Origin of the sequence: Noviluteimonas lactosilytica, from assembly GCF_020866925.1 — a bacterium.
GTDB lineage: Bacteria > Pseudomonadota > Gammaproteobacteria > Xanthomonadales > Xanthomonadaceae > Noviluteimonas > Noviluteimonas lactosilytica.
Genome location: NZ_JAJGAK010000001.1, coordinates 474,450 through 498,393 on the forward strand (window position 1 = coordinate 474,450; position 23,944 = coordinate 498,393).

Sequence of the window (23,944 nt, forward strand, 5' to 3'; positions counted from 1 at the left end):
ACCGAGGGATTGGAGTACCATGCGCCGCCTGCGGAGGCCCCATGGCCGCGTACCTCGTCCGCAGTCTCCAGGAATCTCAACGACTTACCTCGACTTGTCGGCGTCGCCTGTGATGCGCATTCCCGCGCATCGGCGCGATGGCGACCGGAGCTCCCGATGATTTTCGAAACGCTCGACACCTACGGCCACGAACAGGTCGTGTTCTGCCACAACAAGGATGCGGGCCTGAAGGCCATCATCGCCATCCACAACACCGTGCTCGGCCCCGCGCTGGGCGGCACGCGCATGTGGCCGTACAAGACCGAGGCCGACGCGCTCAACGACGTGCTGCGCCTCTCGCGCGGCATGACGTACAAGAACGCGGTCGCGGGCCTGAACATCGGCGGCGGCAAGGCCGTGATCATCGGCGATCCGGCGAAGGACAAGTCCGAAGCGCTGTTCCGCGCCTTCGGCCAGTTCGTCGAATCGCTGGGCGGTCGCTACATCACCGCCGAAGACGTCGGCATCGACGTCAACGACATGGAATACGTGTACCGCGAGACCGAGTACGTGACCGGCGTGCACCAGGTGCATGGCGGCTCGGGCGATCCCTCGCCGTTCACCGCCTACGGCACGCTGCAGGGCCTGATGGCGACGCTCAACAAGAAGTACGGCGACGAGGAAGTCGGCAAGTACTCCTACGCCGTGCAGGGCCTGGGCCACGTCGGCATGGAGTTCGTGAAGCTGCTGCGCGAGCGCGGCGCCAAGATCTTCGTCACCGACATCAACAAGGCGCTGGTCGACAAGGCCGTCAACGAATACGGCGCCGAAGCCGTGGGCCTGGACGAGATCTACGACGTGCCGGTCGACGTCTACTCGCCGTGCGCGCTCGGCGCGACGGTCAACGAGCAGACCCTGCCCCGCCTGAAGGCCAAGGTCATCTGCGGCGCGGCGAACAACCAGCTCGCCAACACGCAGATCGGCGACGAAGTCGAGAAGCGCGGCATCCTCTACGCGCCGGACTACGCGGTGAACGCGGGCGGCGTGATGAACGTGTCGCTCGAGATCGACGGCTACAACCGCGAACGCGCGATGCGCATGATGCGCACGATCTACCACAACCTCGCGCGCATCTATGAAATCAGCGAGCGCGACGCGATCCCGACGTACAAGGCCGCCGACCGCCTCGCCGAAGAGCGCATCACCGCGATCGGCAAGCTGAAGCTGCCGCTGGGTCGCGCGCAGCCGCGCTTCCAGGGTCGTATCCGCGGGCATTGATTCCTGCGGAATCAATGCCGCCCAAAGTTTGCGGCGCAAACTTTGGGCCCCCGGGGCATGCTGCCAAAACCCCGCCGCTATCGCGGCGCCCCCTTTACTAAAGGGGGCTGAGGCACCAGACACAACGAGGTTGTTACATGCGCGCTTTTCCGCTGGGTGAAGACATCGATGCACTGCGCGACGCGGTCCGCCGCTTCGCCGATGCCGAAATCGCGCCGCGCGCGGCGCAGATCGACCACGACAACGTCTTTCCGCAGGACCTGTGGCCGAAGCTCGGCGAGATGGGCCTGCTCGGCATGACGGTGCCCGGCGAGTTCGGCGGCAGCGACATGGGGTACCTCGCGCACCTCGTCGCGATGGAAGAGATCTCGCGTGCGTCGGGTTCGGTCGGCCTGTCGTACGGCGCGCATTCCAACCTGTGCGTCAGCAACCTCTACGCCAACGGCACGCAGGCGCAGCGCGCGAAGTACCTGCCGAAGTTGTGCAGCGGCGAGTGGAAGGGCGCGCTTGCGATGAGCGAGCCCGGCGCCGGTTCCGACGTCGTGGGTTCCATGGGTTGCCGCGCCGAACTGCGCGGCGACAAATGGGTCGCCAACGGCAACAAGATGTGGATCACCAACGGCCCCGAGGCCGACGTGCTGATCGTCTACATGCGCACCGCCGGCAAGGATGCGGGTTCGTCGTGCATGACGGCCTTCCTCGTCGAGAAGGGCATGCAGGGATTCAGCACCGCGCAGAAGCTCGACAAGCTCGGCATGCGCGGTTCCAACACGTGCGAGCTGGTGTTCGAGAACTGCGAGATTCCGCAGGAAAACGTCCTCGGTGAAGTGCACAAGGGCGTCAAGGTCCTGATGTCCGGCCTGAACACCGAGCGACTCGTGCTCACCGGCGGTCCGATCGGTCTGATGCAGGCCGCGATGGACATCGCCCTGCCCTACGTGCGCGAGCGCAAGCAGTTCGACGCGCCGATCGGCACGTTCGGGATCATGCAGGCGAAGATCGCCGACATGTACACGCAGCTGCAGTCCTCGCGCGCGTTCGCCTACCAGGTGGGCCGCGATTACGACGCCGGCAACAAGTCGCGCATCGATGCGGCCTCGTGCCTGCTGCATGCCTCCGAAGCGGCCGTGCAGGTGGCGCTCGAAGCCATCCAGACGCTCGGCGGCAACGGCTACATCAACGAGTACCCGACCGGCCGGATCCTGCGCGACGCCAAGCTGTACGCGATCGGCGCGGGCACCAACGAAATCCGCCGGATGCTGATCGGCCGCGAATTGTTCGACGGCAAGAGTTGAGGTCTGCGGTCCCCGCCTCCGCGGGGATGAGGCGTGAGGTTTGCGGCGGTGCAACATGCCGCCCTAGAATCGGGATTCTTCCGGCACCACCTTGCCGGTCTGACACATCCCGAGGCTTAGACCCCCATGTCCGACATCGTCATCGTCGGTGCCAAGCGCACCGCCATCGGCTCCCTGCTGGGCCAGTTCACCGGCGTTCCCACCCCGACGCTCGGCGCCACCGCCATCGCGGGCGCGCTCGACCATGCCGGCGTCGCGCCGGACCAGGTCGATGAAGTGATCATGGGCTGCGTGCTCCCCGCCGGCCTCGGCCAGGCGCCGGCGCGCCAGGCCGCCATCGGCGCGAAGATCCCGACCGCCGCCGGCGCCACGACCATCAACAAGGTCTGCGGCTCGGGCATGAAGGCGGTGATGCTCGCGCACGACCTGATCAAGGCCGGTTCGGCGAACGTCGTCGTCGCCGGCGGCATGGAATCGATGACCAACGCGCCGCACCTGCTCAACGGTTCGCGCACGGGCATCAAGTACGGCTCGACCGAAATGCTCGACCACATGGCGTGGGACGGCCTGACCAACCCCTACGACAAGCAGGCGATGGGCGTGTTCGGCGAATCGTGCGTGTCGAAGTATTCGTTCACGCGCGAAGAGCAGGACGCGTATGCGGCCGAGAGCGTGCGCCGCGCGCAGGCGGCCGTCGCCGACGGTGCGTTCAAGGCCGAAATCGTTCCGGTCGTCGTCAGCGGCCGCAAGGGCGACGTGAGCATCGACACCGACGAACAGCCGGGCCGCTGCGACATCGCGAAGATCCCGTCGCTCAAGCCGGCGTTCAAGAAAGACGGCACGATCACCGCCGCTTCCTCCTCCAGCATCAACGACGGCGCGGCCGCGACGGTCGTCATGTCTTCTTCAGAAGCCGTTAAACGCGGCCTCACGCCGCTCGCACGTATCGTCGCGCACGCTACGCACTCGCAGGCGCCGGAGTGGTTCACCACCGCGCCGGTCACTGCGATCGCGAACGTGCTGGACAAGGCCGGCTGGAAAGCCGAGGAGGTGGACCTGTTCGAAGTGAATGAAGCTTTCGCGTGCGTGGCGATGGCGCCGATGCGCGAACTCGGCATTCCGCACGAAAAGCTCAACGTCAACGGTGGTGCGTGCGCACTCGGTCATCCGATCGGTTCCAGCGGCGCCCGCCTGATCGTCACCTTGCTCCACGCGCTCAAGGCGCGCGGTGGCAAGCGTGGTGTCGCAGCCCTGTGCATCGGTGGCGGCGAAGCCACGGCGATCGCCGTCGAGCTCGCGTGAAGCCTGCAACGACGAAGCTGAAGTTTTCCGGCCAAGCCACTTGACACGCGACAACTGCCGGTTGAGATTGTTATTGGCGCGCAGTTGCGCGTTGCCAATCCTAACGACGAGGAATGACGACTATGTCCATCAATAAGGCTCTGCTCGCCGCCGCCCTGGGTCTCGCCCTGGCCGCTTGCACCAACTCGCAGCAGGCTGCCGATTCGGCCGCCGAAGCCACTGAAGCCGCGGGCGAAGCCCAGCAGGCCGCCGACAACGCCGCCGCCACGGGCGACGCCGCGTCCGCCGACGCTGCGCAGGCCGCTGCCGACACGGCCGCTGCTGCTGCCGACGCCGCCGCCACCTCCGCCGACGCCGCGACCGCCAACGCTGGCACGACGGAAGCCGACGACGCGGCCGACGCCGCCGAGAACGCCGCCGACGCCGCCGAACAGGCGCAGGACTCGGCTGAAGAAGCGGCTGCCGCTTCGGATGCCAAGACCAACAACGACGGCAAGTAATCCAATTCAGGTAGCCTCTTCACGGCGCTGAATTGTGGTTACAATGAGAGGCCGCCGGTTCACGCCGGCGGCTTTTCTCGTTTCAAAGCTCGACAGTGAACGAATGAAGCCCGCCGGAACTCAGCGGGACTGCCACGGCCACTGGCGTTGCCTGACCCGCTAGCATCCTTCAGACAACTCCTCCGGAGAGATCAAATGAACACGAAGCTCTACGTCCTCCTCGTCGCCGGCGTCCTCGCTCTCGCGGCCTGCCAGAACGAAACCGCCACCGCCCAGACCGAAGCCGCCCAGGCTGCTGACGCCGCCGCTGCTGCCGGCGACCAGGCCGCCGCCGCTGCCGACGCCGCTGGCACCGCCGCCGCCGAAGGCGTCGACGCCGCTGCCGCCGCCACGGGCGAAGCCGCTGCCGAAACCGGCGCCGCCGTGAGCGAAGCCACCGACGCCGCCGCCGCTGCCGCCACGGAAGCGACCGCCGACGCCGCCGCTGCCGCCGCCGACGCTTCGGCCCAGGCTGCCGACGCCGCCGCCGCGACCGCCGACAAGGCCGACGCCGCTGCCGAAGAAGCGAAGAAGTAATCCTTCTGCTTCTTGCGTGACCCGGAAGACCCGCCCTCGTGGCGGGTCTTCTTTTTTTGCGCATCCGATCGAGCGCTGCGCGGCCTGCTGAGCCGCGCGTTATCCTTCGCGCCATTCATCACGACGCGCCGCACATGCCCGCACTCGCTTCCAGCCTCGACCCGCGCTCGCAAGACTTCCAGGACAACGCGGCATACCACCGCGCACTCGTGGAGGAACTCGATGCGCGCCTGCAGCGCGCGGCGGAAGGCGGTGGGCAGAAGGCGCGCGACAAGCACACCGAGCGCGGCAAGCTGCTCGTGCGCGATCGCATCACCGCCCTGCTCGACCCGGGCTCGCCGTTCCTCGAAATCGCACCGCTCGCCGCCGAAGGCATGTACGACAACGCCGCGCCCGCCGCGGGCATCGTCGCCGGCATCGGCCGCGTGCATGGACAGGAAGTGGTGATCGTCGCCAACGACGCGACGGTCAAGGGCGGCACGTACTTCCCGATGACGGTGAAGAAGCATTTGCGCGCGCAGGAAGTCGCGCGCGAAAACAAGCTGCCTTGCGTCTACCTCGTCGACTCCGGCGGCGCGTTCCTGCCGTTGCAGGACGAGGTGTTCCCGGACAAGGAACACTTCGGCCGCATCTTCTACAACCAGGCGCGGCTGAGCGCGGAAAACATCCCGCAGATTGCCGTCGTCATGGGCTCGTGCACCGCGGGCGGCGCGTACGTGCCGGCGATGTGCGACGAATCGATCATCGTGCGCGAGCAAGGCACGATCTTCCTCGGCGGCCCGCCGCTGGTGAAGGCGGCGACCGGCGAAGTCGTCGACGCCGAATCGCTCGGCGGCGCCGACGTGCACACCAGCGTGTCGGGCGTCGCCGACCACTTCGCCGAAGACGATCGCGACGCGCTGCAGATCGCGCGCAACCTCGTCTCGCACCTCAACCGCACGAAGACCGTGCCGGTGACCACGCAAGCTTCGCGCGACCCGTTGTTCGCGGCCGAGGAGTTGTACGGCATCGTGCCGAAGGACACGCGGCGCCCGTTCGACATCCGCGAAGTGATCGCGCGCATCGTCGACGGCAGCGAGTTCCAGGAATTCAAGGCGCGCTACGGCAAGACGCTGGTGTGCGGCTTCGCGCACATCCATGGTTACCCGGTCGGCATCGTCGCCAACAACGGCATCCTGTTCTCGGAGAGCGCGCTCAAGGGTGCGCACTTCATCGAGTTGTGCAACCAGCGCGACATCCCGCTGGTGTTCCTGCAGAACATCACGGGCTTCATGGTCGGTCGCAAGTACGAGAACGCGGGCATCGCGAAGGACGGCGCGAAGATGGTGACCGCGGTGGCGTGCTCGCACGTGCCGAAGTTCACCGTCGTCATCGGCGGCTCGTTCGGCGCGGGCAACTACGCGATGTGCGGCCGCGCCTACGGCGGTCGTTTCCTGTGGATGTGGCCGAACGCGCGCATCAGCGTGATGGGCGGCGAACAAGCCGCGAGCGTGTTGTCGACGGTGAAGCGCGACGGCATCGAAGCGTCGGGCAAGTCGTGGTCGGCGGACGAAGAAGAAGCCTTCAAGAGCCCGATCCGCGATCAATACGAATCGCAGGGCAATCCGTATTACGCGAGCGCGCGCTTGTGGGACGACGGCATCATCGATCCCGCCGATACGCGTCGCGTGCTGGGCCTCGGCCTTGCTGCATCACTCAATGCGCCGATCGAAAAGGGACGCTTCGGCATCTTCCGCATGTGATGTCGCGTTGCGCGCGAGTGTGACCGCGCGCACCGATGAATGCGCAGCGTGCGCGAAGTTCCTGTCCGTTTGCTGAAGGCGTTGCACGTTCGGGCAGCATCAACACTGCGTGACGAGTGCTAGCCTCGGGTTTCCACCACGCAGCAGGACGTTTCGACATGGCTCTCTGGAAAGACCAGTCTCCCGCCAAGCCCGCCGGCAATGCGCCTTCGCCCACGCAGGAGCCCGCGCGCTTCCAGCCCGAGACCATGGCGCCGCCGACTGCGCCCGCGCCTGTCGCCGCGGCACCTGCCGCAGCGCCCGCGCCGGCCGCGAAGCCCGCGCGCCAGGTGAGCGAATCGATCATCGCCGCCGATCTCACCATCGAAGGCAAGATCCACGGCACCGGCCACGTGCGCATCGCCGGCCAGTTCAAGGGCGACGTCAACGTCGAAGGCGATCTCACCATCGAGAAGGGCGCGAAGCTTACCGGCGGCGTGCGCGCGGCGAAGATCACCATCGCGGGCGAACTCGAAGGCAATGTCGATTTCGCGCAACGCGTCGACCTGCTCGACAGCGGCGTGCTCAACGGCGACCTCAAGGCCAACCAGTTCACCGTCGCGGCGGGTTCGCGCATGCGCGGTTCGGTCGAATTCGGCGGCGACGACAAGTCGGGCCGCAAGTCGGGCAACGACGCCTGACATGAGCGTCCGCCCGGGACAGGCAGGCGCCACGCGCACCTGCCCCCATTGCAAGGCGACGATCCTCGAAAGCGCCAGCGTGTGCCCCGCGTGCCGGGGCCACCTGCGCTACGACGACGCGGCGATCGCGCGCGCGAAAACCGCGATCCACCCGCTGCAGATCGAAGGCACGATCACGCCGCCCGACGGCGACATCGTCTACGAGTACTCGATGGTGTTGTCGATCAAGAACGACCGCGGCGAAGAAATCGTCCGCCAGGTCGTCGGCGTCGGCGCATTGCAGCCCGACGAGAAGCGCACGTTCGCCGTGCAGGTCGAACTCACCGAAGCGACGGGCGCCAAGGCCAAGCGCCGCCACTGACGCGAACCACGCGAAGCGAGTTTTGGGTTCGCACTAGCCCACGGGCTAATGCGAGCAGCCCCCGCAGCTGTCGTTCCCGCATGCCGCCGCGTTCATCGCGGCGGGCGCGATCCACTTCCCCACCGCACGCACCCACTTCGGCCGCGTCTCGCGCACCAGCGGCAGGGCGCACGCAATGCGCAAGCGACGCACGCCCGCAGGCCAGCGCGAATTCAGCACGAACGCCGCGCTCGCGACGACCGCGATGGCGATGACGACGTACTGCGCGACCAGGCCGACGTGCATCAGCCGCCTCCCATCGCGACGGCGACCTGGTAGGTCACCAGCGACGCGAGGTACGCCAGCGCGAACAGGTAGCCCGCGCTGATCGCCATCTGCTTCCACGAATTGGTTTCGCGCTTGATCGTCGCGAGCGTGGAGAGGCACTGCGGCGCGTAGATGTACCAGACCAGTAGCGACAGCGCGGTCGCGAGCGACCAGCCGCTGGCGATGATCGGCTCGAGCGCCTGCGAAGCCGCCGCGTCATCCGCGGCCTGCAGCGCGTACACCGTCGCGAGCGACGACACCGCGACTTCGCGCGCGGCCAGCCCCGGGATCAGCGCAATGCAGATCTGCCAGTTGAAGCCGATCGGCGCGAAGATCGTTTGCATCGCGCGACCGATCTGGCCCGCGAAACTCTGCGTCACGTCGCCGCCGCCGTTCGGGAAATACAGCAGCACCCACAGCAGCACCGTCATCGCGAGGATGATGCCGCCCACGCGCTTGAGGAAGATCATCGCGCGCTCCCACAGGCCGAGCAGCAGGTCGCGCGGATGCGGCATGCGATACGACGGCAGCTCGAGCATCAGCGGATGCTCGCTCTTGTCGCGGCGCCACTTCTTCATCACCCACGCCACCGCGAGCGCACTGAGGATGCCGGCCGCGTACAGCGCGAACAGCACCAGGCCCTGCAGGTTGAACCAGCCAACCGGTCGCGCAGGAATGAAGGCGGCGATCAGCAGCGTGTAAACCGGCAGGCGCGCTGAACACGTCATCAGCGGCGCAACGATGATCGTCGCGAGGCGATCGCGCGGATCCTGGATCGAGCGCGTCGCCATGATCCCGGGGATCGCGCACGCGAAGGACGACAGCAGCGGAATGAAGGAGCGCCCCGACAGCCCGGCGGACGCCATCAGGCGATCGAGCAGGAACGCCGCGCGCGGCAGGTAACCCGATTCCTCGAGCGCGAGGATGAAGAGAAACAACACCAGGATCTGCGGCAGGAAAACGATCACGCCGCCTGTGCCTGAAATGATGCCGTCGGCGAGCAGGCTGGTGAGCGGACCCGCTGGCAACGTCGCCTTGGTCCATTCGGCGAGCCATGCGGTGCCCGCATCGATCAGGTCCATCACGGGAGTCGCCCACGAAAACACAGCCTGGAAGATCAGGAACATCACGACCAGCAGTGCGGCCAGCCCCAGGACCGGATTGAGCAACCACCGATCGAGCGTGTCGTCGATCTCCGCCGTGCGACGCGGCATCGTCACCGCGACCGACAGCAGGCGCCGCGTTTCCGCATGCAGCGCATCCGGATCGATGTCGAACGGCGTCGACACCGGCGCCTGCGCGGCGGGCTGCATCGAATCGAGCATCGCGACGAGTTCGCGCGCACCGTGGCGATGCACCGCGATCGTCGGCACGACCGGCACGCCGAGTTCGCGCGACAGCACCGAGAGGTCGACGTCGATGCCGCGGCGCTTCGCCACATCCATCATGTTGACCGCGAGCACCATCGGCCGGCCGAGCGCGCGCACTTCGAGCGCGAAGCGCAGGTGCAGGCGCAGGTTGGTCGCATCGACGACGCACACGATCACGTCGGGAGCCGGTTCGCCGGGATAGAAGCCGCGGCACAGGTCGCGCGTGATCGCTTCGTCCAGGCTCGCCGCATGCAGGCTGTACGCGCCGGGCAGATCGAGCAACGCGTAGCTGCGGCCCGACGGCGCATGGAAGCGGCCTTCCTTGCGTTCGACCGTCACGCCCGCGTAGTTCGCGACTTTCTGGCGGCTGCCCGTCAGCAGGTTGAACAACGCGGTCTTGCCGCAGTTCGGATTGCCGACGAGGGCGATGCGCAAGGTGTCGGGTGCGGCGGCGGCGCTCATGCGGCGGCCCCCGCACGCACGACGACGCGCTGCGCTTCGGCGCGGCGCAACGCAAAGCGGGTGAAGCCGATCTGCACCAGCAGCGGTTCGGCGCCGAGCGGTCCGGCCGCGAGCACTTCCACCTGCTCACCGGCGACGAAGCCGAGTTCGCGCAGGCGACGCGCGATCGCGTCGTTGGGCATGTGGTCTTCCACGCGCTCGACGGCGGCCGCCATGCGGCGCGGCAGGTCGCTGAGCTTCAGGGTCGGCAGGTCGGTCAGCCTCACGGGCGGGGGTCCGGACAAATAAGAACTGTTCTCAAGAATACCACCGCGGCGGGCCGGCTTATTATTCGGCTCCTTTCCCTGACGGACGGCCCGATGCGCGACAGCCTGCAGTTGCACCGCGAGGGCGCCCTCGCCCGCCTGCGCCTGGCCCGGCCGCAGCTGCACAACGCCTTCGATGCCGCGCTGATCGCCGATCTCACGCAGGCGCTCGACGGCCTCGCGGCCGACCCTGCCGTGCGCGTGGTGGTGCTCGAAGGCGACGGCCCCTCCTTCTCCGCCGGCGCCGACCTCAACTGGATGCGCGGCATGGCCGCCGCGGGCGAGGCCGAGAACCGCGAGGACTCGCTGCGACTGGCACGCCTGATGCGCACGCTCGATGAACTCCCGAAGCCGACCATCGCCCGCGTGCATGGCGCGGCCTTCGGCGGCGGCGTGGGGCTGGTCGCCTGCTGCGACATCGCCATCGCGAGTTCGAACGCGACCTTCGGCCTCACCGAAGCCCGCCTCGGCCTGCTGCCCGCGGTCATCTCGCCCTACGTGATCGCGGCGATCGGCGCCCGCCAGGCGCGGCGCTGGTTCGCCACCGCCGAGCGCTTCGACGCGTACGAAGCGCTGCGCATCGGCCTGATCCATCGCCTCGTCGACGACGAAGCCAAGCTCGACGAAGCCGTCGCCGAACAAGTGAAGCTGCTGTTGCAGGCCGGCCCCGTCGCGGCAGCAACCGCGAAGTCGCTCGTGCGCCGCATTGCAAACGCGGGCGACGCCACCACCATCGACAACGACAACGCCACGCTGATCGCCTGGTTGCGCGTGTCGCCCGAAGGCCAGGAAGGTTTGGCCGCATTCCTCGACAAGCGCCGCCCGAAGTGGACGGAGAACACCTGAGTGTCCCCGATGCCCCGCACGACCAAGATGTTCGACACCGTCCTCATCGCCAATCGCGGTGAGATCGCGTGTCGCGTGATCCGCACCTGCCGCCGGCTCGGCATCCGCACCGTTGCGGTGTATTCCGACGCCGACGCCGACGCGCAGCACGTGCGCCTGGCCGACGCGGCGCACCACATCGGCGGTTCGCGCCCGCAGGAGAGCTACCTGCGCGGCGACGCGATCATCGAAGCCGCGAAGCAATCCGGCGCGCAGGCGATCCACCCCGGCTATGGCTTCCTCAGCGAGAACGCCGACTTCGCCGACGCGGTGGAAGCGGCGGGCATCGTCTTCATCGGCCCGCACGCGGCGTCGATGCGCAAGATGGGCAGCAAGGCCGGCGCGAAGGAACTGATGCAGGCCGCGGGCGTGCCCGTCGTCCCCGGGTACACCGGCGCCGATCAATCACCGAACGTGCTCGCGCACGAAGCCGCGCGGATCGGGTTCCCGCTGATGATCAAGGCCGCACACGGCGGCGGCGGCAAGGGCATGCGCATCGTGCGCGTGCTCGACGAATTCATGGCGAACCTCGAGTCCTGCCAGCGCGAAGCGCGCAACGCGTTCGGTCGCGACCGCGTGTTGCTCGAGCGTTACGTGAGCCGTCCGCGCCACGTCGAGATCCAGGTGTTCGCCGATACCCACGGCAACGCGATCCACCTCAACGAGCGCGAGTGCTCCGCGCAGCGCCGCTATCAGAAAGTGCTCGAGGAATCGCCGTCGGTCGTGCTCACGCCGGAGCTGCGCAAGCAGATGGGCGAAGCCGCGGTCGCCGCCGCGCGCGCGATCGACTACGTCAACGCCGGCACCTGCGAGTTCATCGTAGAGTCGAACGAAGACGGTGTGCCTACCGGCTTCTACTTCATGGAAATCAATACGCGCCTGCAGGTCGAACATCCGGTGACCGAAATGGTCACGGGCCTCGACCTCGTCGAATGGCAGCTGCGCATCGCGGCCGGCGAAGCGCTGCCGCTCGCGCAGGAGCAGGTCCGCCAGGACGGCCACGCGATCGAAGTGCGCCTGTATGCCGAAGATCCGGAAGCGGGCTTCCTGCCGGGTTCGGGCAAGCTCGAACGCCTGCACCTCCCGCAGTCGGACCAACACGTGCGCATCGATTCGGGCGTCGTCGCCGGCGACACGGTGACGATCTTCTACGACCCGATGATCGCCAAGCTCATCGTGCACGACATCGATCGCCCGACCGCGCTGGCCCGCATGCGCGACGCGCTGGCGCAGTGCGAGATCGGCGGACCGAAGTCGAACATCGAATTCCTCGAACGTCTCGTGCGCCATCCGGCGATCGTGCAAGGCACGATCGACACCGCATACCTCGATCGCCACCTCGATGAGTTCATGCCCGACGCGCAGATCGATCGCGGCCTGCTCGTCGCCGCCTCCACCGCGCAACTGCTCGCGCAGGAACAGGCCGCGCGCGATGTCGCCGCCGCATCGACCGACCCGACGTCGCCGTGGGCGATCGCCGACGGCTGGCGACTCGGCCATGCCGGCAAGCGCGACCTCGCGTTCCTGCATCGCGGCGAGCGCCTGCTGGTGTCGGCGCACGGCAGCGGCGGCGATTACCGTGTCGACGTCGACGGCGCGACCGTCGAGGTCGCCGGCGCGCGCATGGCCGACGGCACGCTCAGCGCACGCTTCGACGGCGAAGGGCGCAGGTTCGCGGTCGATCTCGACCCGCAACGCACCGTCGCCCACGATGGTCGTCGTCGACTGCGCCTTGAGCCGGTCGGGGTGTATCGTCGCGATGCAGGCGCCGCGGGCGACGGCGGCAACCGCATCCTCGCGCCGATGCCCGGCCGCGTCGTGGTGGTGAAGAAGGCCGCCGGCGACGACGTGCAGGCCGGCGAGGAGGTCCTGGTGATCGAAGCGATGAAGATGGAACTCAGCCTCAAGGCGCCGCGCGATGGCCGCATCGCGGAAGTGCGCGCGACCGCGGGCGACTTCGTCGATGCCGACGCCGTGCTGGTCCTGCTGGAAAGCTGATCGCCATGTCCACTTCGGATTTCGTACGCATCGTGGAAGTCGGCCCGCGCGACGGGCTGCAGAACGAAAAGACGCTGGTACCCACGCCGGCGAAGATCGAACTGATCGATCGCCTTGCCGCGACGGGCCTGTCGACGATCGAAGCCACCAGCTTCGTCAGCCCGAAGTGGGTGCCGCAACTTGCCGACGCCGCCGACGTGTTTACCGGCATCACGCGCAAGCCAGGCGTGCGTTACCCGGTACTCGTGCCCAACGAACAGGGCTACGACCGCGCGCGCGCCGTCGGCGTGGACGAAGTCGCGGTGTTCACCGCGGCTTCGGAAGCCTTCAACCAGAAGAACATCAACGCGACGATCGACGAATCGATCGAGCGTTTCCGCCCCGTCGTCGAACGCGCGCGCGCCGACGGCGTGCGCGTGCGCGGTTACGTGTCCACCGTGCTCGGCTGCCCGTACCAGGGCGAGGTGGCGGTGTCCGACGTCGTGCGCGTCGCGAAACGCATGCACGACCTGGGCTGCTACGAAGTCTCCCTCGGCGACACCATCGGCGTCGGCACGCCGGCGAAAGCGCGCGCGATGCTGCGCGCGGTCGCCGGCGAAGTGCCGATGTCCGCGCTCGCCGTGCATTTCCACGATACGTACGGCCAAGCGTTGCCCAATCTACTCGCGTGCCTGGAAGAAGGCGTGCGCGTCGCCGACGCCTCGGTGTCGGGCACCGGCGGCTGTCCGTATGCGAAGGGCGCGAGCGGCAACGTCGCGAGCGAAGACGTCGTGTACATGCTGCACGGCATGGGCATGCAGACCGGCATCGATCTCGATCGCCTCGTCGAAACAGGCCGATGGCTCGCCGCGCTGCTCGGGCGCGCCACCGGCAGCAAGGTCACGCAGGCCACGGCGGCGGCGTGAGCGACGAGGCGCTCCGCCGCAAGCTCGCCGAAGCGCAAGCCGCGCTGCAGGCCGCCACGGCCGCGCTCGAAACCGAACGCCACCGCTTCCGCGTCCTCTTCGATGCGGTCCCCGACCCGGTCAGCATCATCGACTGGGACGGCACCGTGCTCGACCTCAACAAGGCCGGCATGGCCGCGTACAGCCGCCCGCGCGAAGACATCATCGGCAAGGGCATCGAGACGCTCAACCCCGACCTGCCGCGCGACCACCTCGCGCCGGTGTGGGAAGTGCTCAATCGCGGCGGCACGTACGTCGTCGAAGTGACGAACATGCGCGCCGACGGCACGCGCTTCCCGGTCGAAGTGCATTCGGCCGGGTTCGACGACGAAGGGCGCCGCTGCATCGTCGCCGTCGCGCGCGATCTCAGCCGCCGCCATGAAGCGGAGGTGCGTTACCGCGAACTGATGGAAGTGATCGACAAGGGCATCCTGGTGCGCGGCGCCGATGGCCGCGTCACCTACGCCAATCCCGCGGCGATGCGCATCCTCAAGATGCCGCCGGGCGCGAGCCTCGCCGAAGAATTCGCGCCCGGTCGCTACCTGGTGTTCGACGAGCACGGCAAGGAACTGCCCGACCAGGAACTCCCGAGCTTCCGCGCGTTGCGCACGGGCATGACGTCGCCGAGCACCGTGCTGGGGTTCTTCAACCTCACCACGAAGCGCCTGACGTGGCTGTCGATCACGTCCGTGCCGCAGTTCGCGCCGGGCGCGGACAAGCCGCACCAGGTGTTGTCGATGTTCTCGGACGTCACCGCGTTCAAGCGCGACATCACGCTGTTCGATCGCGTGCAGGATCTCGCGCACATCGGCGGCTGGGAATGGGACGCCAACAGCGAGCTCGTCTATCTCACCAACGAAGCGCAACGCATGCTCGGCCTGGCGCGCGCGACCGCGAGCATGGGCGAGTTGCAGGCGTGCCTGCGCGAAACCGAACGCAAGCGCTTCCACGAGGCGCTCATGCGCGCGGTGGAACACGGCGAAGGCTTCGAGATGGACCTCCAGGGCATCGGCGCCGACGGCCACACGCTGTGGATCCGCATCATCGGCGAATCCGAGGCCGCCGATCCCACCGGCACGCGCCTGACCGGCACGTTCCAGGACATCACGGAAACCAAGCAGGCCGAGGAAACGCTGCGCGTGCAGGCGCGCACCGACCCGCTGACGATGCTGCTCAACCGCGACGCGGTGCTCGAGGAACTCGAAGCGCGCCTCTCGGATCCCTCGCACGCCGATGTCGCCGTGCTGTACATCGACCTCGACCGTTTCAAGATCGTCAACGACGTGCTCGGCCACGCCGCTGGCGACCAGGTGATCGCGAGCGCGGCGCGCCGCATCCAGCGCGCGGTAGCGACCGAAGGCCTGATCGCACGTTTCGGCGGCGACGAGTTCCTGGTCGTTTGTTCGACCAGCGACGACGCCGCACGTCCACAACGCCTCGCCGCCGCGATCCTCGCCGCGTTCGGCGACGCATTCCGCATGGCCGGCGAAGAATTCACCATCACCGCGAGCATCGGCATCGCACGCGCGCCGGACCATGGCGACCGCCCGCAGGTGCTGATCCAGAACGCCGACGTCGCGATGTACGACAGCAAGCGTCGCGCGCGCAACGGTTGGCAGGACTTCAGCCCTGCCCTCGCCGAACAGCAGTTGCAGCGCCTGCAACTGGAAACGCACCTGCGCCGCGCGGTCGACAACCGCGAACTCAAGCTCGTCTACCAACCGCAGGTCGAACTCGCGACGGGCCGCGTGTTCGCCGCCGAAGCGCTGATCCGCTGGCGCAACGACACGTTGGGCGAAATGCGCCCCGATCATTTCATCGGCCACGCCGAAACCACCGGCGACATCGTGCGCATCGGCGGCTGGGTCTTGCGCGAAGCGTGCCAGCAGATGCGTCGCTGGCGCGATGCGGGCCTGCCGATCGAACGCATCGCGGTGAACGTGTCGTATCGCCAGTTCCTCGCCGAGGATCTGTCCGAGACGGTCGCCGAAGCGCTCGCGAGCGCGGGCTTGCCGGGCGATGCGCTCGAACTCGAATTCACCGAACGCGTGCTGATCGAAGACGCGCCCGACACGCTGTCGACGTTCGCCGCATTGCGCATGCTCGGCGTGCTGCTGAGCATCGACGATTTCGGCGAAGGCTACAGCGCGCTCAACTACCTGCGCCGCTTGCCGATCCACGGATTGAAGCTGAGCCAGCAGTTTCTGTCCGGCGTGCCGCACAACACGTCCGACGTCGCGATTTGCCAAGCCGTCGCCGGTATTGCGCAGAGCCTCGGCCTCGGCCTCGTCGCCGAAGGCGTCGAGAACGATGCGCAGCGGCAGTTCCTCATCCGCCTTGGCGTGAAGCTCGGCCAGGGATTCCTGTATGCGCCGGGCCTCACGCCCGACGAATTCGCCATGCGCGTCACGCGCCAGATCACCAAAGAAGCACATGCCTGAAACCACCGCGTCTTCCCGCGTCGCCATCCGTCCCATCGAAGCGCGCGACGACGCGCGCATGGCCCAGATCATCCGCACCGTGATGCCCGAGTTCGGCGCGAGCGGCGCAGGTTTCGCGATCAACGATCCGGAAGTCGACTGGATGAGCCGCGCGTATTCGCAGCCGCGTTGCGCGTACTGGGTGGTCGAACACGACGGCGTCGTGGAAGGTGGCGGCGGTGTCGCGCCGCTCGAAGGCGGCGATCCCGATACGTGCGAACTGCGCAAGATGTACTTCCTGGCGTCGGTGCGCGGCCTCGGTGCGGGCGCGCAAGTGATGCGGCTCGCGCTCGACGCGGCGCGCACGTTCGGCTTCAAGCGCTGTTATCTCGAAACGCTGAGCGGCATGGACGCGGCGATGCGCCTGTACGAGCGCAGCGGCTTCCGCCGCATCGACAAGCCGATGGGCGATACCGGCCACGGCGGTTGCAACACCTTCTACCTCATGGAGTTGTGACCATGCGCGTGCTCGCGTTGTTGCTGTGCCTGTTCGCTTCGCAAGCGCTGGCCGCCGACGCGAAGCCGGCCGCACCGAAGGGCACGTTCCTGCTGCAACCGGATCGCGTGTGGACCGGCGACGGCGCGTCGCATGCCGGCTGGGTCGTGCTCGTGCGCGACGGCGCGATCGTCGCGGTCGGCGATGCGAACACCGTCGACGCGCCCCCTGATGCGCAACGCATTGCCCTGCCCGGCGCGACGCTCGTGCCCGGCCTGATCGACCTGCACTCGCACGTCTTCCTGCACCCGTACAACGAGACGCTCTGGAACGATCAGGTGCTGAAAGAGCCGCAGGCCGAACGCGTGCTGCGCGCAGCGCGCCACGCGCACGACACGCTGCAGGCAGGCTTCACCACGCTGCGCGATCTCGGCACCGAAGGCGCGGGCTTCGACGACGTCGCGATCAAGAAGGCGATCGACACGGGGATGATCGACGGGCCGCGCTTGTTCGTCGCGACGAAAGCGATCGTCGCGACATCGAGCTACGGGCCCGGCCCGAAAGACTTCCGCGACGATCTCGCTTTGGTGCGCGGCGCACAGGAAGTCAGCGGCGTCGAAGCCGGCATCGCCGCGGTGCGCGACCAGGCCGGCCACGGCGCCGACTGGATCAAGCTCTACACCGACTTCCCCATCGGCGCGGATGGCAGCGTGCAGCCGACTTTCAGCGCGGAAGAATTGAAGGCGATGGTCGACACCGCGCATCGCAGCGGCCGCCCCGTCGCCGCGCACGCGATGAGCGACGCAGGTGTGCGCATGGCGGTCGATGCGGGCGTCGACACCATCGAGCACGGCTACAACGTCTCCGACGCAACATTCCGCCGCATGCGCGAGAAAGGCATCGCGTGGTTGCCCACGCTCACCGCCGCAGAAGCCTACGGCGTGTACTTCGAAAACTACGTGCCCGGCCAATCGCAACCGACGCAGGACATGCAGGATGTCGCCGCAGCCTTCTCCCGCGCGCGTAAAGCCGGCACGACGATCGCGTGCGGCAGCGACGTCGGCGTGTTCACGCACGGCGACAACTGGCGCGAACCCGAATGGCTGGTGCGCCTGGGCATGACGCCGGTCGAAGCGATGCAGGCATGCACGACGGTCGCGGCGAAAGTGTTGAAGCAGCAAGGGACGTTCGGGTCCGTCGCAACCGGCCTGCGCGCCGACCTGGCCGCTTTCACGGGCGACCCGACGACGGATATCGCCGCGCTCCGCCACCCGGTGTTCGTGATGAAGGACGGCGTCGTGGCCCGCCAGCCGCCTGCCTCCGGTCCCTGAGCTAAAATCCCGGGTCTTTCCGCCCCGCAGGGACCCCCCATGCAATTGTCCGCAACCCGCGCCATCGTCACCGGCGGCGTCTCCGGCCTCGGCTTCGCCGTCGCCCAGCACCTGGTCGCCAATGGCGCGAAGGTCGCGCTGTTCGACGTCAACGAAGAAAAGGGCGCGGCCGCCGTCGCGCAACTCGGCGCCGGCAACGCGACGTTCTTCAAGACCGACGTCAGCGATGAAGCGAGCGTGGTCGCCAATGTCGCCGCCGCGAAGGAATTCCTCGGTGGCCTCAATGCCGCGATCAACTGCGCGGGCATCCTCGGCGCGGGCCGCGTGCTCGGCAAGGAAGCGCCGATGCCGCTGTCGCTGTTCAGCACGACGGTGATGGTCAACCTCGTCGGCAGCTTCAACGTCGCCAAGGCCGCGGCCAACCTCATGCAGCACAACGACGCGGGCGTCGACGGCGAGCGCGGCGTGATCGTCAACACCGCATCGGTCGCGGCGTACGAAGGCCAGATCGGCCAGGCCGCGTATTCGGCATCGAAGGGCGGCGTGGTCGCGATGACGTTGCCGATGGCGCGCGAACTCTCGCGCTTCGGCATCCGCGTCATGACCATCGCGCCGGGCATCTTCTGGACGCCGATGGTCGATGGGATGCCGGAAAACGTGCAGCAGTCGCTCGCAGCGTCGATCCCCTTCCCATCCCGCCTCGGCAAGCCGGAAGAGTTCGCCGACCTCGTCGCGTACATCCTCGGCAACACCTACCTCAACGGCGAAACCATCCGCCTCGACGGCGCCACGCGCCTCGCACCGAAGTGATCCCATGAAGGCTTACGACATCAAGAAAGGCAACGTCGTCGAACACAACGGCGGCGTGTACCAGGTCCGCGACATCGAACGCAGCTCGCCGCAGGGCCGCGGCGGCAACGTGCGCTTCCGCTTCGTCATGTACAGCATCCCCGGCGGCACCAAGCTCGATTCGAGCTTCGACGGCGACGACGACCTGCGCGAAGTCGACATGAGCCGCCGCCAGGCGACGTACTCGTACAAGGACGGCGACGCGTTCGTGTTCCTCGACGACGAGGACTACACGCCGTACACGCTCGACGCCGATGCGATCGGCGACGCCGCCGGCTACATCGTCGACGACCTCACGGGCATCTACGTGCAGCTGATCGAAGACGCGCCGGTGGCGATCCAGTTGCCGCAGAGCGTCGCGATCGAAATCGTCGAGACGCCCCCGGAACTCAAGGGCGGCACCGCGACCAAGCGCCCGAAGCCGGCGAAGCTCGCCACGGGCATCGAGATCATGGTGCCGGAGTACATCGGCAACGGCGAGAAGGTGTGGGTGAACACCACGACCGGCGAGTTCGCCGGACGCGCCGACTGAACGCAGACGGCGGCCGAAAGGCCGCCGTTCCTGCATCTGATCCGGTCATTCCCGCGACATCTGCATCTGATCGCCGCGAAGTGCCGCTCGTAACCTGCGTGCGCCCGCCCTGAGGGCGTCGTTACGAAAGGACTCGCCATGCAGCACCTTCGCCTGGTTCGAGCGGGGCTCGCCGTCCTGCTCGCATGGGCTGCCTTCCCCGCGTCGGCCGAGAAGCTCGCGCGCGATATCGATATCGCAAGCGAGGGCGGAATCGCCACCGATTGGCGCGTTGCCGACGGCAGCCGGATCGTCGCGCCACCGTATCCCGCGGAATACGACGGCGACGCACGCCCCGACGCGTGCATCGCGATGCAGTACACGATCTTCCCCGATGGCACGACCGGCGATTTCCGCGTGCTTCGCGCATGGAAGAGCGGACCGCCCGTGCACGGCGCGTTGTCGCCGTTCTGGATCCGTTTCGCACGCGCCGGCGTCGCGGCGGTGGGACAGTGGAAATTCGAGCCCCGGGATCCCGCCCACGTTCGTCCGGTGACCACGGTCGCCACGCTGTCCTTCTTCGGCGAGACCGCGTGGGACGCCGCGGAACTGCGGGCGCACTGCAAGATCACGGATCTCGCGGTGTTGATTCGCGACTTGCAGCGTCGCGACACGCTTGACCTCGAAGCTCATCGAGGGCGAGAACCGCAAAGCGAACGCTGCGATTCGCGCCCGGGTGGGCTCCAACTAGATTTTCGAAAGATGCGCAAGCGTGCGGTTTGCCGCGTTTTCACAGTCCATCAACATATCCGAGCGTCAACTGAATGCCTGTCATGGCACCGGCCAAAAGGCCGCTATATTCCCGCGACACCCGACGAAGGAGGATTGGAATGATTCCGACCAAGCAACAGATGACAACCGCGCGTACCCTCGGCGTGGCGCTCGTCGCCGCCCTGGGTCTTGCCAGCTGCGCTTCGTACGATGACGAGTTCGCGACGATCAACTCGCGCCTCGACCAACTCGACACGAAGGTGCAGGGCGCGGCCCAGAGCGCCGAAGCCGCCAACCAATCCGCGCAGCAGGCCAACCAGCGCCTGGATGCATTGGAAGGCCGCGTCCAGCAGCTCGAAACGGCACCGCCCCGCAAGCCGCGCGGTTAGTCGCTCTTGCACTGACGAGGTGTGTGAACCCGGGACCCGGTGGCCTTTGCTGGCCACGGGTCTCTTTGCTTGACCCAAACATCGTTCAAAGGAATCGCCCCATCCGCATGTGCATCTCCCCTGCGATCAAGACCGCTTGTGGCGCGCTGGTGTTGACGCTGGCGTTCGCAAGCGTCGGCGTGGCCCGCGCCCAGGATGCCGCCACGCAACCCGTGGCCTCCGCCGAACCCGTGGTCGCCGTCGACCTGCTTCCGGAAGGCCAGCAAGTCTCCGACACGGTGATCCAGCTCGCGGGCTGGGTGGTCGCGAGCCGCGACAGCGAAGGCTATCCGTTCGCGATCATGGACAAGGCCGCTGCACAGATCCTGGTGTTCGGCGGCGACGGCCGGCTTCGCGGCGCGGCACCGGTGCTCATTGGCTCGGCGACCGGCGATCACATTGCCCCCGGCATTGCCGGACTCGCGCTTCGCGAGATCCCGGGCCGCGATCGCACGACGCCGGCGGGTCGCTTCGTGGGCGGATTCGGCCCGTCGACCGATGCCGGGCGCGTGCTGTGGGTGGACTACGACTCCGCGATCTCCATCCACCCGACCGCCACTGGCGTGCCGGCGGAGAAACGCCCCGAACGTCTTGCATCGCCTTCGCCGGACGACAACCGCGTCACGCATGGCTGCATCAACGTCGCGCCCGAGTTCTACGAGCAGATCCTGCGTTCGACGTTCGAGCGCGGCGGGGTGTTCTACGTCTTGCCGGATGAGGCGACGCTGGCGGAGACATTCCCGGAGTTCGCGCAAAGTCGCGCGCATGCGGAACCCGAGGATGGAGCAGGCGCACGGCCCGACCGCCAGTGAAGGGCGCGTCGGCCTGGATCAGCGCGACAACCACTTCGCCGCCATCCGCCGCAACGACGGATCGGCGTCTGCGTCATCGACGAGCGCATCGATCTCGCGCCACGCCAACGCGTGCGATTCGTCGCTGACGACGAAGTCTTCGTTCGCTCCCGCACGCACGACGAAGCGCACGTCGTAATGGATGTGCGCGGGCACGCCCTTGTGTTCGGGAATGTCGTGCGCGTCGAGGTCGAAGATCTCCGCGTCGACCGTGAGATCGGTCAGGCCTGACTCTTCTTCCGCTTCGGTCAACGCCACGCGCGCGAAGTCGCGCACGCCATCGGCGTGGCCACCGAGTTGCAACCAGCGGCCCAGCTTCCGGTGATGCGTGAGCAGCACGCGCGTGCCGCTTCGATCCACGAGCCACGCCGACGCGGTGAAGTGACCGGCCAGGCGCTCGCGCAGGAACGGGTCCTGCGTGTCGTCGAGCAGGTCGGCGAAGCGCCCGATCGTCGCCGCTTCGGCCGGCCAGCGCGCGAGGTAATCGGCGAAGAGCGCGCGGTGGGAAGCGGGGTCCGTCCTGTTCATTCGGGGGTTCCTGACGAGTGGGCGCGCATTATCCCCGCATCCCAACCTGCGGACCTTGTGCCGTGAAGGCGGCGCAATGTAAGGTCGTCCGGTTCGCGGTGGCCCCACCCACCACGTCTGTGGCCATGGCCTACCGCATCCCCGGGGATTGACACGATGCTCTTTGAACGCAGGAAACCGCTGGACCTGATTCTGGAGACCGCCGCCAAGCGGTCGTTGACGCGCCAGCTCGGCGCATTCGACCTCACGATGCTCGGCATCGGCGCGGTCATCGGCACGGGCATCTTCGTGCTCACCGCCGTCGCCGCCAACAAGGCCGGCCCCGGCATGATGTATTCGTTCGTCATCGCCGGCTTCGTCTGCGCGCTGACGGCGCTGATCTACTCCGAGATCGCGGCGATGGTGCCGGTCTCCGGTTCCGCCTACACCTACTCCTACGCCGTCCTCGGCGAACTCATCGCGTGGATGGTGGGCTGGGCGCTGATCCTCGAATACGCGGTCGCCGCAGGCGCGGTCGCCGTCGGTTGGTCGGGATACGCCAACGGCTTTCTCAACGCGATGGGCATGCCATTACCGATCGCACTGACCGCCGGTCCCGGCGATACGGTCACGCTGGCGGACGGCACGGTCGCGAAGGGCACGTTCAACCTCATCGCCTTCCTGCTCTCGCTGCTCATCACCTGGCTGCTGGTGATCGGCACGTCGAAGTCGGCGAAGTTCACCGCGATGCTGGTGATCGTCAAGATCGTCGCGCTCACCGCCTTCATCATCCTGGCCATTCCGATGGTCGAGCACTCGAACTTCGTGCCGATGATGCCGAACGGCTGGGGCACCCCGCTCTCGGGCGTCGGCGTGCTCGGCGCGGCGGCTTCGATCTTCTTCGCGTACGTCGGCTTCGACGCCGTGTCGACCGCCGCGGAAGAAACCAAGAACCCGAACCGCAACATCCCGATCGGCCTGATCGGCTCGCTCGCGATCTGCACCGTGTTCTACCTGCTGGTGGCCTACGCCGCGGTCGGCGCCGTCGGCGCGCAGCCGGGTGGCGCGCTGTCGCACAGCAAGGAACCGCTGGCGTTCGTGCTGCGCGAAATCGGCTGGCCGAAGGTCGGCAACGCGGTCGCGATCGCCGCGATCGTCGCGCTGCCGTCGGTGGTGCTGATGATGATCTTCGGCCAGACGCGCATCCTGTTCACGATGGCGCGCGACGGCCTGCTGCCGGAGAAGCTCTCCGCCGTGCACCCGCGCTTCCACACGCCGCACGTCGTGACCTGGATCACCGGCATCTTCGTGTCGCTGTTCGCCGCGATGTTCCCGGTCGGCATGCTGGCCGACATCTCGAACTCGGGCACGCTGTTCGCGTTCTTCATGGTCGCCGCCGGCGTGATGGTGCTGCGCAAGACCGAGCCGAACCGTCCGCGTCCGTTCCGCACGCCGCTGGTCTGGCTGGTCGGCCCGCTCGCGATGGCCGGTTGCGTCCTGCTGTTCTTCAGCCTCGGCTGGAACCCGACGATCAAGTACTTCTGCATCTGGGCGGTGATCGGCCTGGTCGTGTACTTCATCTACGCCCGCCGTCGCAGCCACCTGGCCCCGGGCAACGAGGCGAAGCTGCACGGCCTCGCCGCCGCGCCGTCGCCGCTGACGGCCGATCCGCTGGTGCAGGAAGGCCCGAACACCGGCCCGTAACCGGCACGGCACACGCTTCACCTGGAACGGCGCGGGCAACCGCGCCGTTTCCTTTTGCGGGGCACGATCTTCTTGCGGGCACGTTTCCAAGAC

The 23,944-nt window shown here is 67.5% G+C and carries 24 protein-coding genes; 20 read left to right on the forward strand and 4 right to left on the reverse strand.

Features of this window, described 5'->3' with window-relative positions; all coding sequences use genetic code 11:
• Nucleotides 1-156: 156 nt before the first annotated feature.
• From LK996_RS02320 to LK996_RS02355, 8 genes are all read left to right on the forward strand, one after another.
• Complete coding sequence (locus LK996_RS02320) at nt 157-1,257, forward strand: Glu/Leu/Phe/Val dehydrogenase dimerization domain-containing protein (RefSeq protein ID WP_230525567.1); 1,101 nt, start codon at nt 157-159, stop codon at nt 1,255-1,257.
• A gap of 137 nt (nt 1,258-1,394) precedes the next feature.
• Nucleotides 1,395-2,552, forward strand: coding sequence for an isovaleryl-CoA dehydrogenase (locus tag LK996_RS02325; protein ID WP_230525568.1), 1,158 nt, complete (start codon nt 1,395-1,397; stop codon nt 2,550-2,552).
• Nucleotides 2,553-2,678: 126 nt separating this feature from the next.
• The gene (locus LK996_RS02330) at nt 2,679-3,854 is read left to right on the forward strand and encodes a thiolase family protein (RefSeq protein ID WP_230525569.1); all 1,176 of its coding nucleotides are present in this window, start codon (nt 2,679-2,681) and stop codon (nt 3,852-3,854) included.
• A 122-nt stretch (nt 3,855-3,976) separates the two neighbouring features.
• Nucleotides 3,977-4,354: a hypothetical protein gene (locus tag LK996_RS02335; protein ID WP_230525570.1), complete on the forward strand. Its 378-nt coding sequence runs from the start codon at nt 3,977-3,979 to the stop codon at nt 4,352-4,354.
• 195 nt (nt 4,355-4,549) lie between these two features.
• Entirely contained in the window at nt 4,550-4,930 is a 381-nt protein-coding gene (locus LK996_RS02340) for a hypothetical protein (RefSeq protein ID WP_230525571.1), read from the forward strand.
• Nucleotides 4,931-5,064: 134 nt separating this feature from the next.
• Nucleotides 5,065-6,672 (forward strand): carboxyl transferase domain-containing protein, encoded by a 1,608-nt coding sequence (locus LK996_RS02345; RefSeq protein ID WP_230525572.1) that lies wholly within the window; start codon nt 5,065-5,067, stop codon nt 6,670-6,672.
• A 158-nt stretch (nt 6,673-6,830) separates the two neighbouring features.
• Nucleotides 6,831-7,352, forward strand: a complete 522-nt coding sequence (locus tag LK996_RS02350; protein ID WP_230525573.1) for a bactofilin family protein — start codon at nt 6,831-6,833, stop codon at nt 7,350-7,352.
• A gap of 1 nt (nt 7,353) precedes the next feature.
• Nucleotides 7,354-7,713: a hypothetical protein gene (locus LK996_RS02355; protein WP_230525574.1), complete on the forward strand. Its 360-nt coding sequence runs from the start codon at nt 7,354-7,356 to the stop codon at nt 7,711-7,713.
• A gap of 45 nt (nt 7,714-7,758) precedes the next feature.
• On the opposite strand, the gene LK996_RS02360 is transcribed toward LK996_RS02355, so the two are convergent.
• Genes LK996_RS02360 through LK996_RS02370 form a run of 3 tightly spaced genes read right to left on the reverse strand, consistent with a single transcriptional unit; the run spans nt 7,759 to nt 10,093 of the window.
• Nucleotides 7,759-7,998 carry a DUF6587 family protein gene (locus tag LK996_RS02360; RefSeq protein ID WP_230525575.1) on the reverse strand — a complete coding sequence of 80 codons (240 nt, stop codon included), beginning with the start codon at nt 7,996-7,998 and terminating at the stop codon, nt 7,759-7,761.
• Nucleotides 7,998-9,851: a ferrous iron transport protein B gene (gene feoB, locus LK996_RS02365; RefSeq protein ID WP_230525576.1), complete on the reverse strand. Its 1,854-nt coding sequence runs from the start codon at nt 9,849-9,851 to the stop codon at nt 7,998-8,000. Before feoB ends, LK996_RS02360 begins: the two co-directional genes overlap by 1 nt.
• Complete coding sequence (locus LK996_RS02370) at nt 9,848-10,093, reverse strand: FeoA family protein (RefSeq protein ID WP_230526806.1); 246 nt, start codon at nt 10,091-10,093, stop codon at nt 9,848-9,850. The genes feoB and LK996_RS02370 overlap by 4 nt, the downstream gene beginning before the upstream one ends.
• 117 nt (nt 10,094-10,210) lie before the next feature.
• Between LK996_RS02370 and LK996_RS02375 the strand changes: the two genes are divergently transcribed.
• From LK996_RS02375 to LK996_RS02425, 11 genes are all read left to right on the forward strand, one after another.
• Complete coding sequence (locus LK996_RS02375; RefSeq protein WP_230525577.1) at nt 10,211-11,002, forward strand: enoyl-CoA hydratase-related protein; 792 nt, start codon at nt 10,211-10,213, stop codon at nt 11,000-11,002.
• 27 nt (nt 11,003-11,029) lie between these two features.
• The gene (locus tag LK996_RS02380; protein WP_230526807.1) at nt 11,030-13,039 is read left to right on the forward strand and encodes an acetyl-CoA carboxylase biotin carboxylase subunit; all 2,010 of its coding nucleotides are present in this window, start codon (nt 11,030-11,032) and stop codon (nt 13,037-13,039) included.
• Between the two features lie 5 nt (nt 13,040-13,044).
• Nucleotides 13,045-13,944: a hydroxymethylglutaryl-CoA lyase gene (locus LK996_RS02385; RefSeq protein WP_230525578.1), complete on the forward strand. Its 900-nt coding sequence runs from the start codon at nt 13,045-13,047 to the stop codon at nt 13,942-13,944.
• Complete coding sequence (locus LK996_RS02390; RefSeq protein ID WP_230525579.1) at nt 13,941-16,424, forward strand: sensor domain-containing protein; 2,484 nt, start codon at nt 13,941-13,943, stop codon at nt 16,422-16,424. The genes LK996_RS02385 and LK996_RS02390 overlap by 4 nt, the downstream gene beginning before the upstream one ends.
• Nucleotides 16,417-16,920: a GNAT family N-acetyltransferase gene (locus LK996_RS02395; RefSeq protein ID WP_230525580.1), complete on the forward strand. Its 504-nt coding sequence runs from the start codon at nt 16,417-16,419 to the stop codon at nt 16,918-16,920. The genes LK996_RS02390 and LK996_RS02395 overlap by 8 nt, the downstream gene beginning before the upstream one ends.
• 2 nt (nt 16,921-16,922) lie before the next feature.
• Entirely contained in the window at nt 16,923-18,230 is a 1,308-nt protein-coding gene (locus tag LK996_RS02400) for a metal-dependent hydrolase family protein (RefSeq protein WP_230525581.1), read from the forward strand.
• A gap of 39 nt (nt 18,231-18,269) precedes the next feature.
• Nucleotides 18,270-19,040: an SDR family NAD(P)-dependent oxidoreductase gene (locus LK996_RS02405; RefSeq protein ID WP_230525582.1), complete on the forward strand. Its 771-nt coding sequence runs from the start codon at nt 18,270-18,272 to the stop codon at nt 19,038-19,040.
• 4 nt (nt 19,041-19,044) lie between these two features.
• Complete coding sequence (yeiP, locus tag LK996_RS02410; RefSeq protein WP_230525583.1) at nt 19,045-19,611, forward strand: elongation factor P-like protein YeiP; 567 nt, start codon at nt 19,045-19,047, stop codon at nt 19,609-19,611.
• Nucleotides 19,612-19,749: 138 nt separating this feature from the next.
• Nucleotides 19,750-20,484 carry an energy transducer TonB gene (locus LK996_RS02415; protein ID WP_230525584.1) on the forward strand — a complete coding sequence of 245 codons (735 nt, stop codon included), beginning with the start codon at nt 19,750-19,752 and terminating at the stop codon, nt 20,482-20,484.
• Nucleotides 20,481-20,750 (forward strand): hypothetical protein, encoded by a 270-nt coding sequence (locus LK996_RS02420; protein WP_230525585.1) that lies wholly within the window; start codon nt 20,481-20,483, stop codon nt 20,748-20,750. The genes LK996_RS02415 and LK996_RS02420 overlap by 4 nt, the downstream gene beginning before the upstream one ends.
• A gap of 152 nt (nt 20,751-20,902) precedes the next feature.
• The gene (locus LK996_RS02425; RefSeq protein WP_425493728.1) at nt 20,903-21,601 is read left to right on the forward strand and encodes a L,D-transpeptidase family protein; all 699 of its coding nucleotides are present in this window, start codon (nt 20,903-20,905) and stop codon (nt 21,599-21,601) included.
• 18 nt (nt 21,602-21,619) lie between these two features.
• Here the strand turns inward: LK996_RS02425 and LK996_RS02430 are convergent, their stop codons facing one another.
• Nucleotides 21,620-22,168: an NUDIX hydrolase gene (locus LK996_RS02430; RefSeq protein WP_230525587.1), complete on the reverse strand. Its 549-nt coding sequence runs from the start codon at nt 22,166-22,168 to the stop codon at nt 21,620-21,622.
• Nucleotides 22,169-22,324: 156 nt separating this feature from the next.
• Between LK996_RS02430 and LK996_RS02435 the strand changes: the two genes are divergently transcribed.
• Nucleotides 22,325-23,851: an amino acid permease gene (locus tag LK996_RS02435; protein ID WP_230525588.1), complete on the forward strand. Its 1,527-nt coding sequence runs from the start codon at nt 22,325-22,327 to the stop codon at nt 23,849-23,851.
• Nucleotides 23,852-23,944 lie beyond the last annotated feature (93 nt).

Coding starts and splice junctions, on each gene's coding strand:
- LK996_RS02320 (WP_230525567.1), top strand. CDS start 157: ATGATTTTCGAAACGCTCGACACCTACGGCCACGAACAGGTCGTGTTC.
- LK996_RS02400 (WP_230525581.1), top strand. CDS start 16,923: ATGCGCGTGCTCGCGTTGTTGCTGTGCCTGTTCGCTTCGCAAGCGCTG.
- LK996_RS02360 (WP_230525575.1), bottom strand. CDS start 7,998: ATGCACGTCGGCCTGGTCGCGCAGTACGTCGTCATCGCCATCGCGGTC.
- LK996_RS02420 (WP_230525585.1), top strand. CDS start 20,481: ATGATTCCGACCAAGCAACAGATGACAACCGCGCGTACCCTCGGCGTG.
- LK996_RS02335 (WP_230525570.1), top strand. CDS start 3,977: ATGTCCATCAATAAGGCTCTGCTCGCCGCCGCCCTGGGTCTCGCCCTG.
- LK996_RS02415 (WP_230525584.1), top strand. CDS start 19,750: ATGCAGCACCTTCGCCTGGTTCGAGCGGGGCTCGCCGTCCTGCTCGCA.
- LK996_RS02430 (WP_230525587.1), bottom strand. CDS start 22,168: ATGAACAGGACGGACCCCGCTTCCCACCGCGCGCTCTTCGCCGATTAC.
- LK996_RS02345 (WP_230525572.1), top strand. CDS start 5,065: ATGCCCGCACTCGCTTCCAGCCTCGACCCGCGCTCGCAAGACTTCCAG.
- LK996_RS02375 (WP_230525577.1), top strand. CDS start 10,211: ATGCGCGACAGCCTGCAGTTGCACCGCGAGGGCGCCCTCGCCCGCCTG.
- LK996_RS02325 (WP_230525568.1), top strand. CDS start 1,395: ATGCGCGCTTTTCCGCTGGGTGAAGACATCGATGCACTGCGCGACGCG.
- LK996_RS02405 (WP_230525582.1), top strand. CDS start 18,270: ATGCAATTGTCCGCAACCCGCGCCATCGTCACCGGCGGCGTCTCCGGC.
- LK996_RS02435 (WP_230525588.1), top strand. CDS start 22,325: ATGCTCTTTGAACGCAGGAAACCGCTGGACCTGATTCTGGAGACCGCC.
- yeiP (WP_230525583.1), top strand. CDS start 19,045: ATGAAGGCTTACGACATCAAGAAAGGCAACGTCGTCGAACACAACGGC.
- LK996_RS02380 (WP_230526807.1), top strand. CDS start 11,030: ATGTTCGACACCGTCCTCATCGCCAATCGCGGTGAGATCGCGTGTCGC.
- LK996_RS02395 (WP_230525580.1), top strand. CDS start 16,417: ATGCCTGAAACCACCGCGTCTTCCCGCGTCGCCATCCGTCCCATCGAA.
- LK996_RS02340 (WP_230525571.1), top strand. CDS start 4,550: ATGAACACGAAGCTCTACGTCCTCCTCGTCGCCGGCGTCCTCGCTCTC.
- feoB (WP_230525576.1), bottom strand. CDS start 9,851: ATGAGCGCCGCCGCCGCACCCGACACCTTGCGCATCGCCCTCGTCGGC.
- LK996_RS02350 (WP_230525573.1), top strand. CDS start 6,831: ATGGCTCTCTGGAAAGACCAGTCTCCCGCCAAGCCCGCCGGCAATGCG.
- LK996_RS02385 (WP_230525578.1), top strand. CDS start 13,045: ATGTCCACTTCGGATTTCGTACGCATCGTGGAAGTCGGCCCGCGCGAC.
- LK996_RS02355 (WP_230525574.1), top strand. CDS start 7,354: ATGAGCGTCCGCCCGGGACAGGCAGGCGCCACGCGCACCTGCCCCCAT.
- LK996_RS02330 (WP_230525569.1), top strand. CDS start 2,679: ATGTCCGACATCGTCATCGTCGGTGCCAAGCGCACCGCCATCGGCTCC.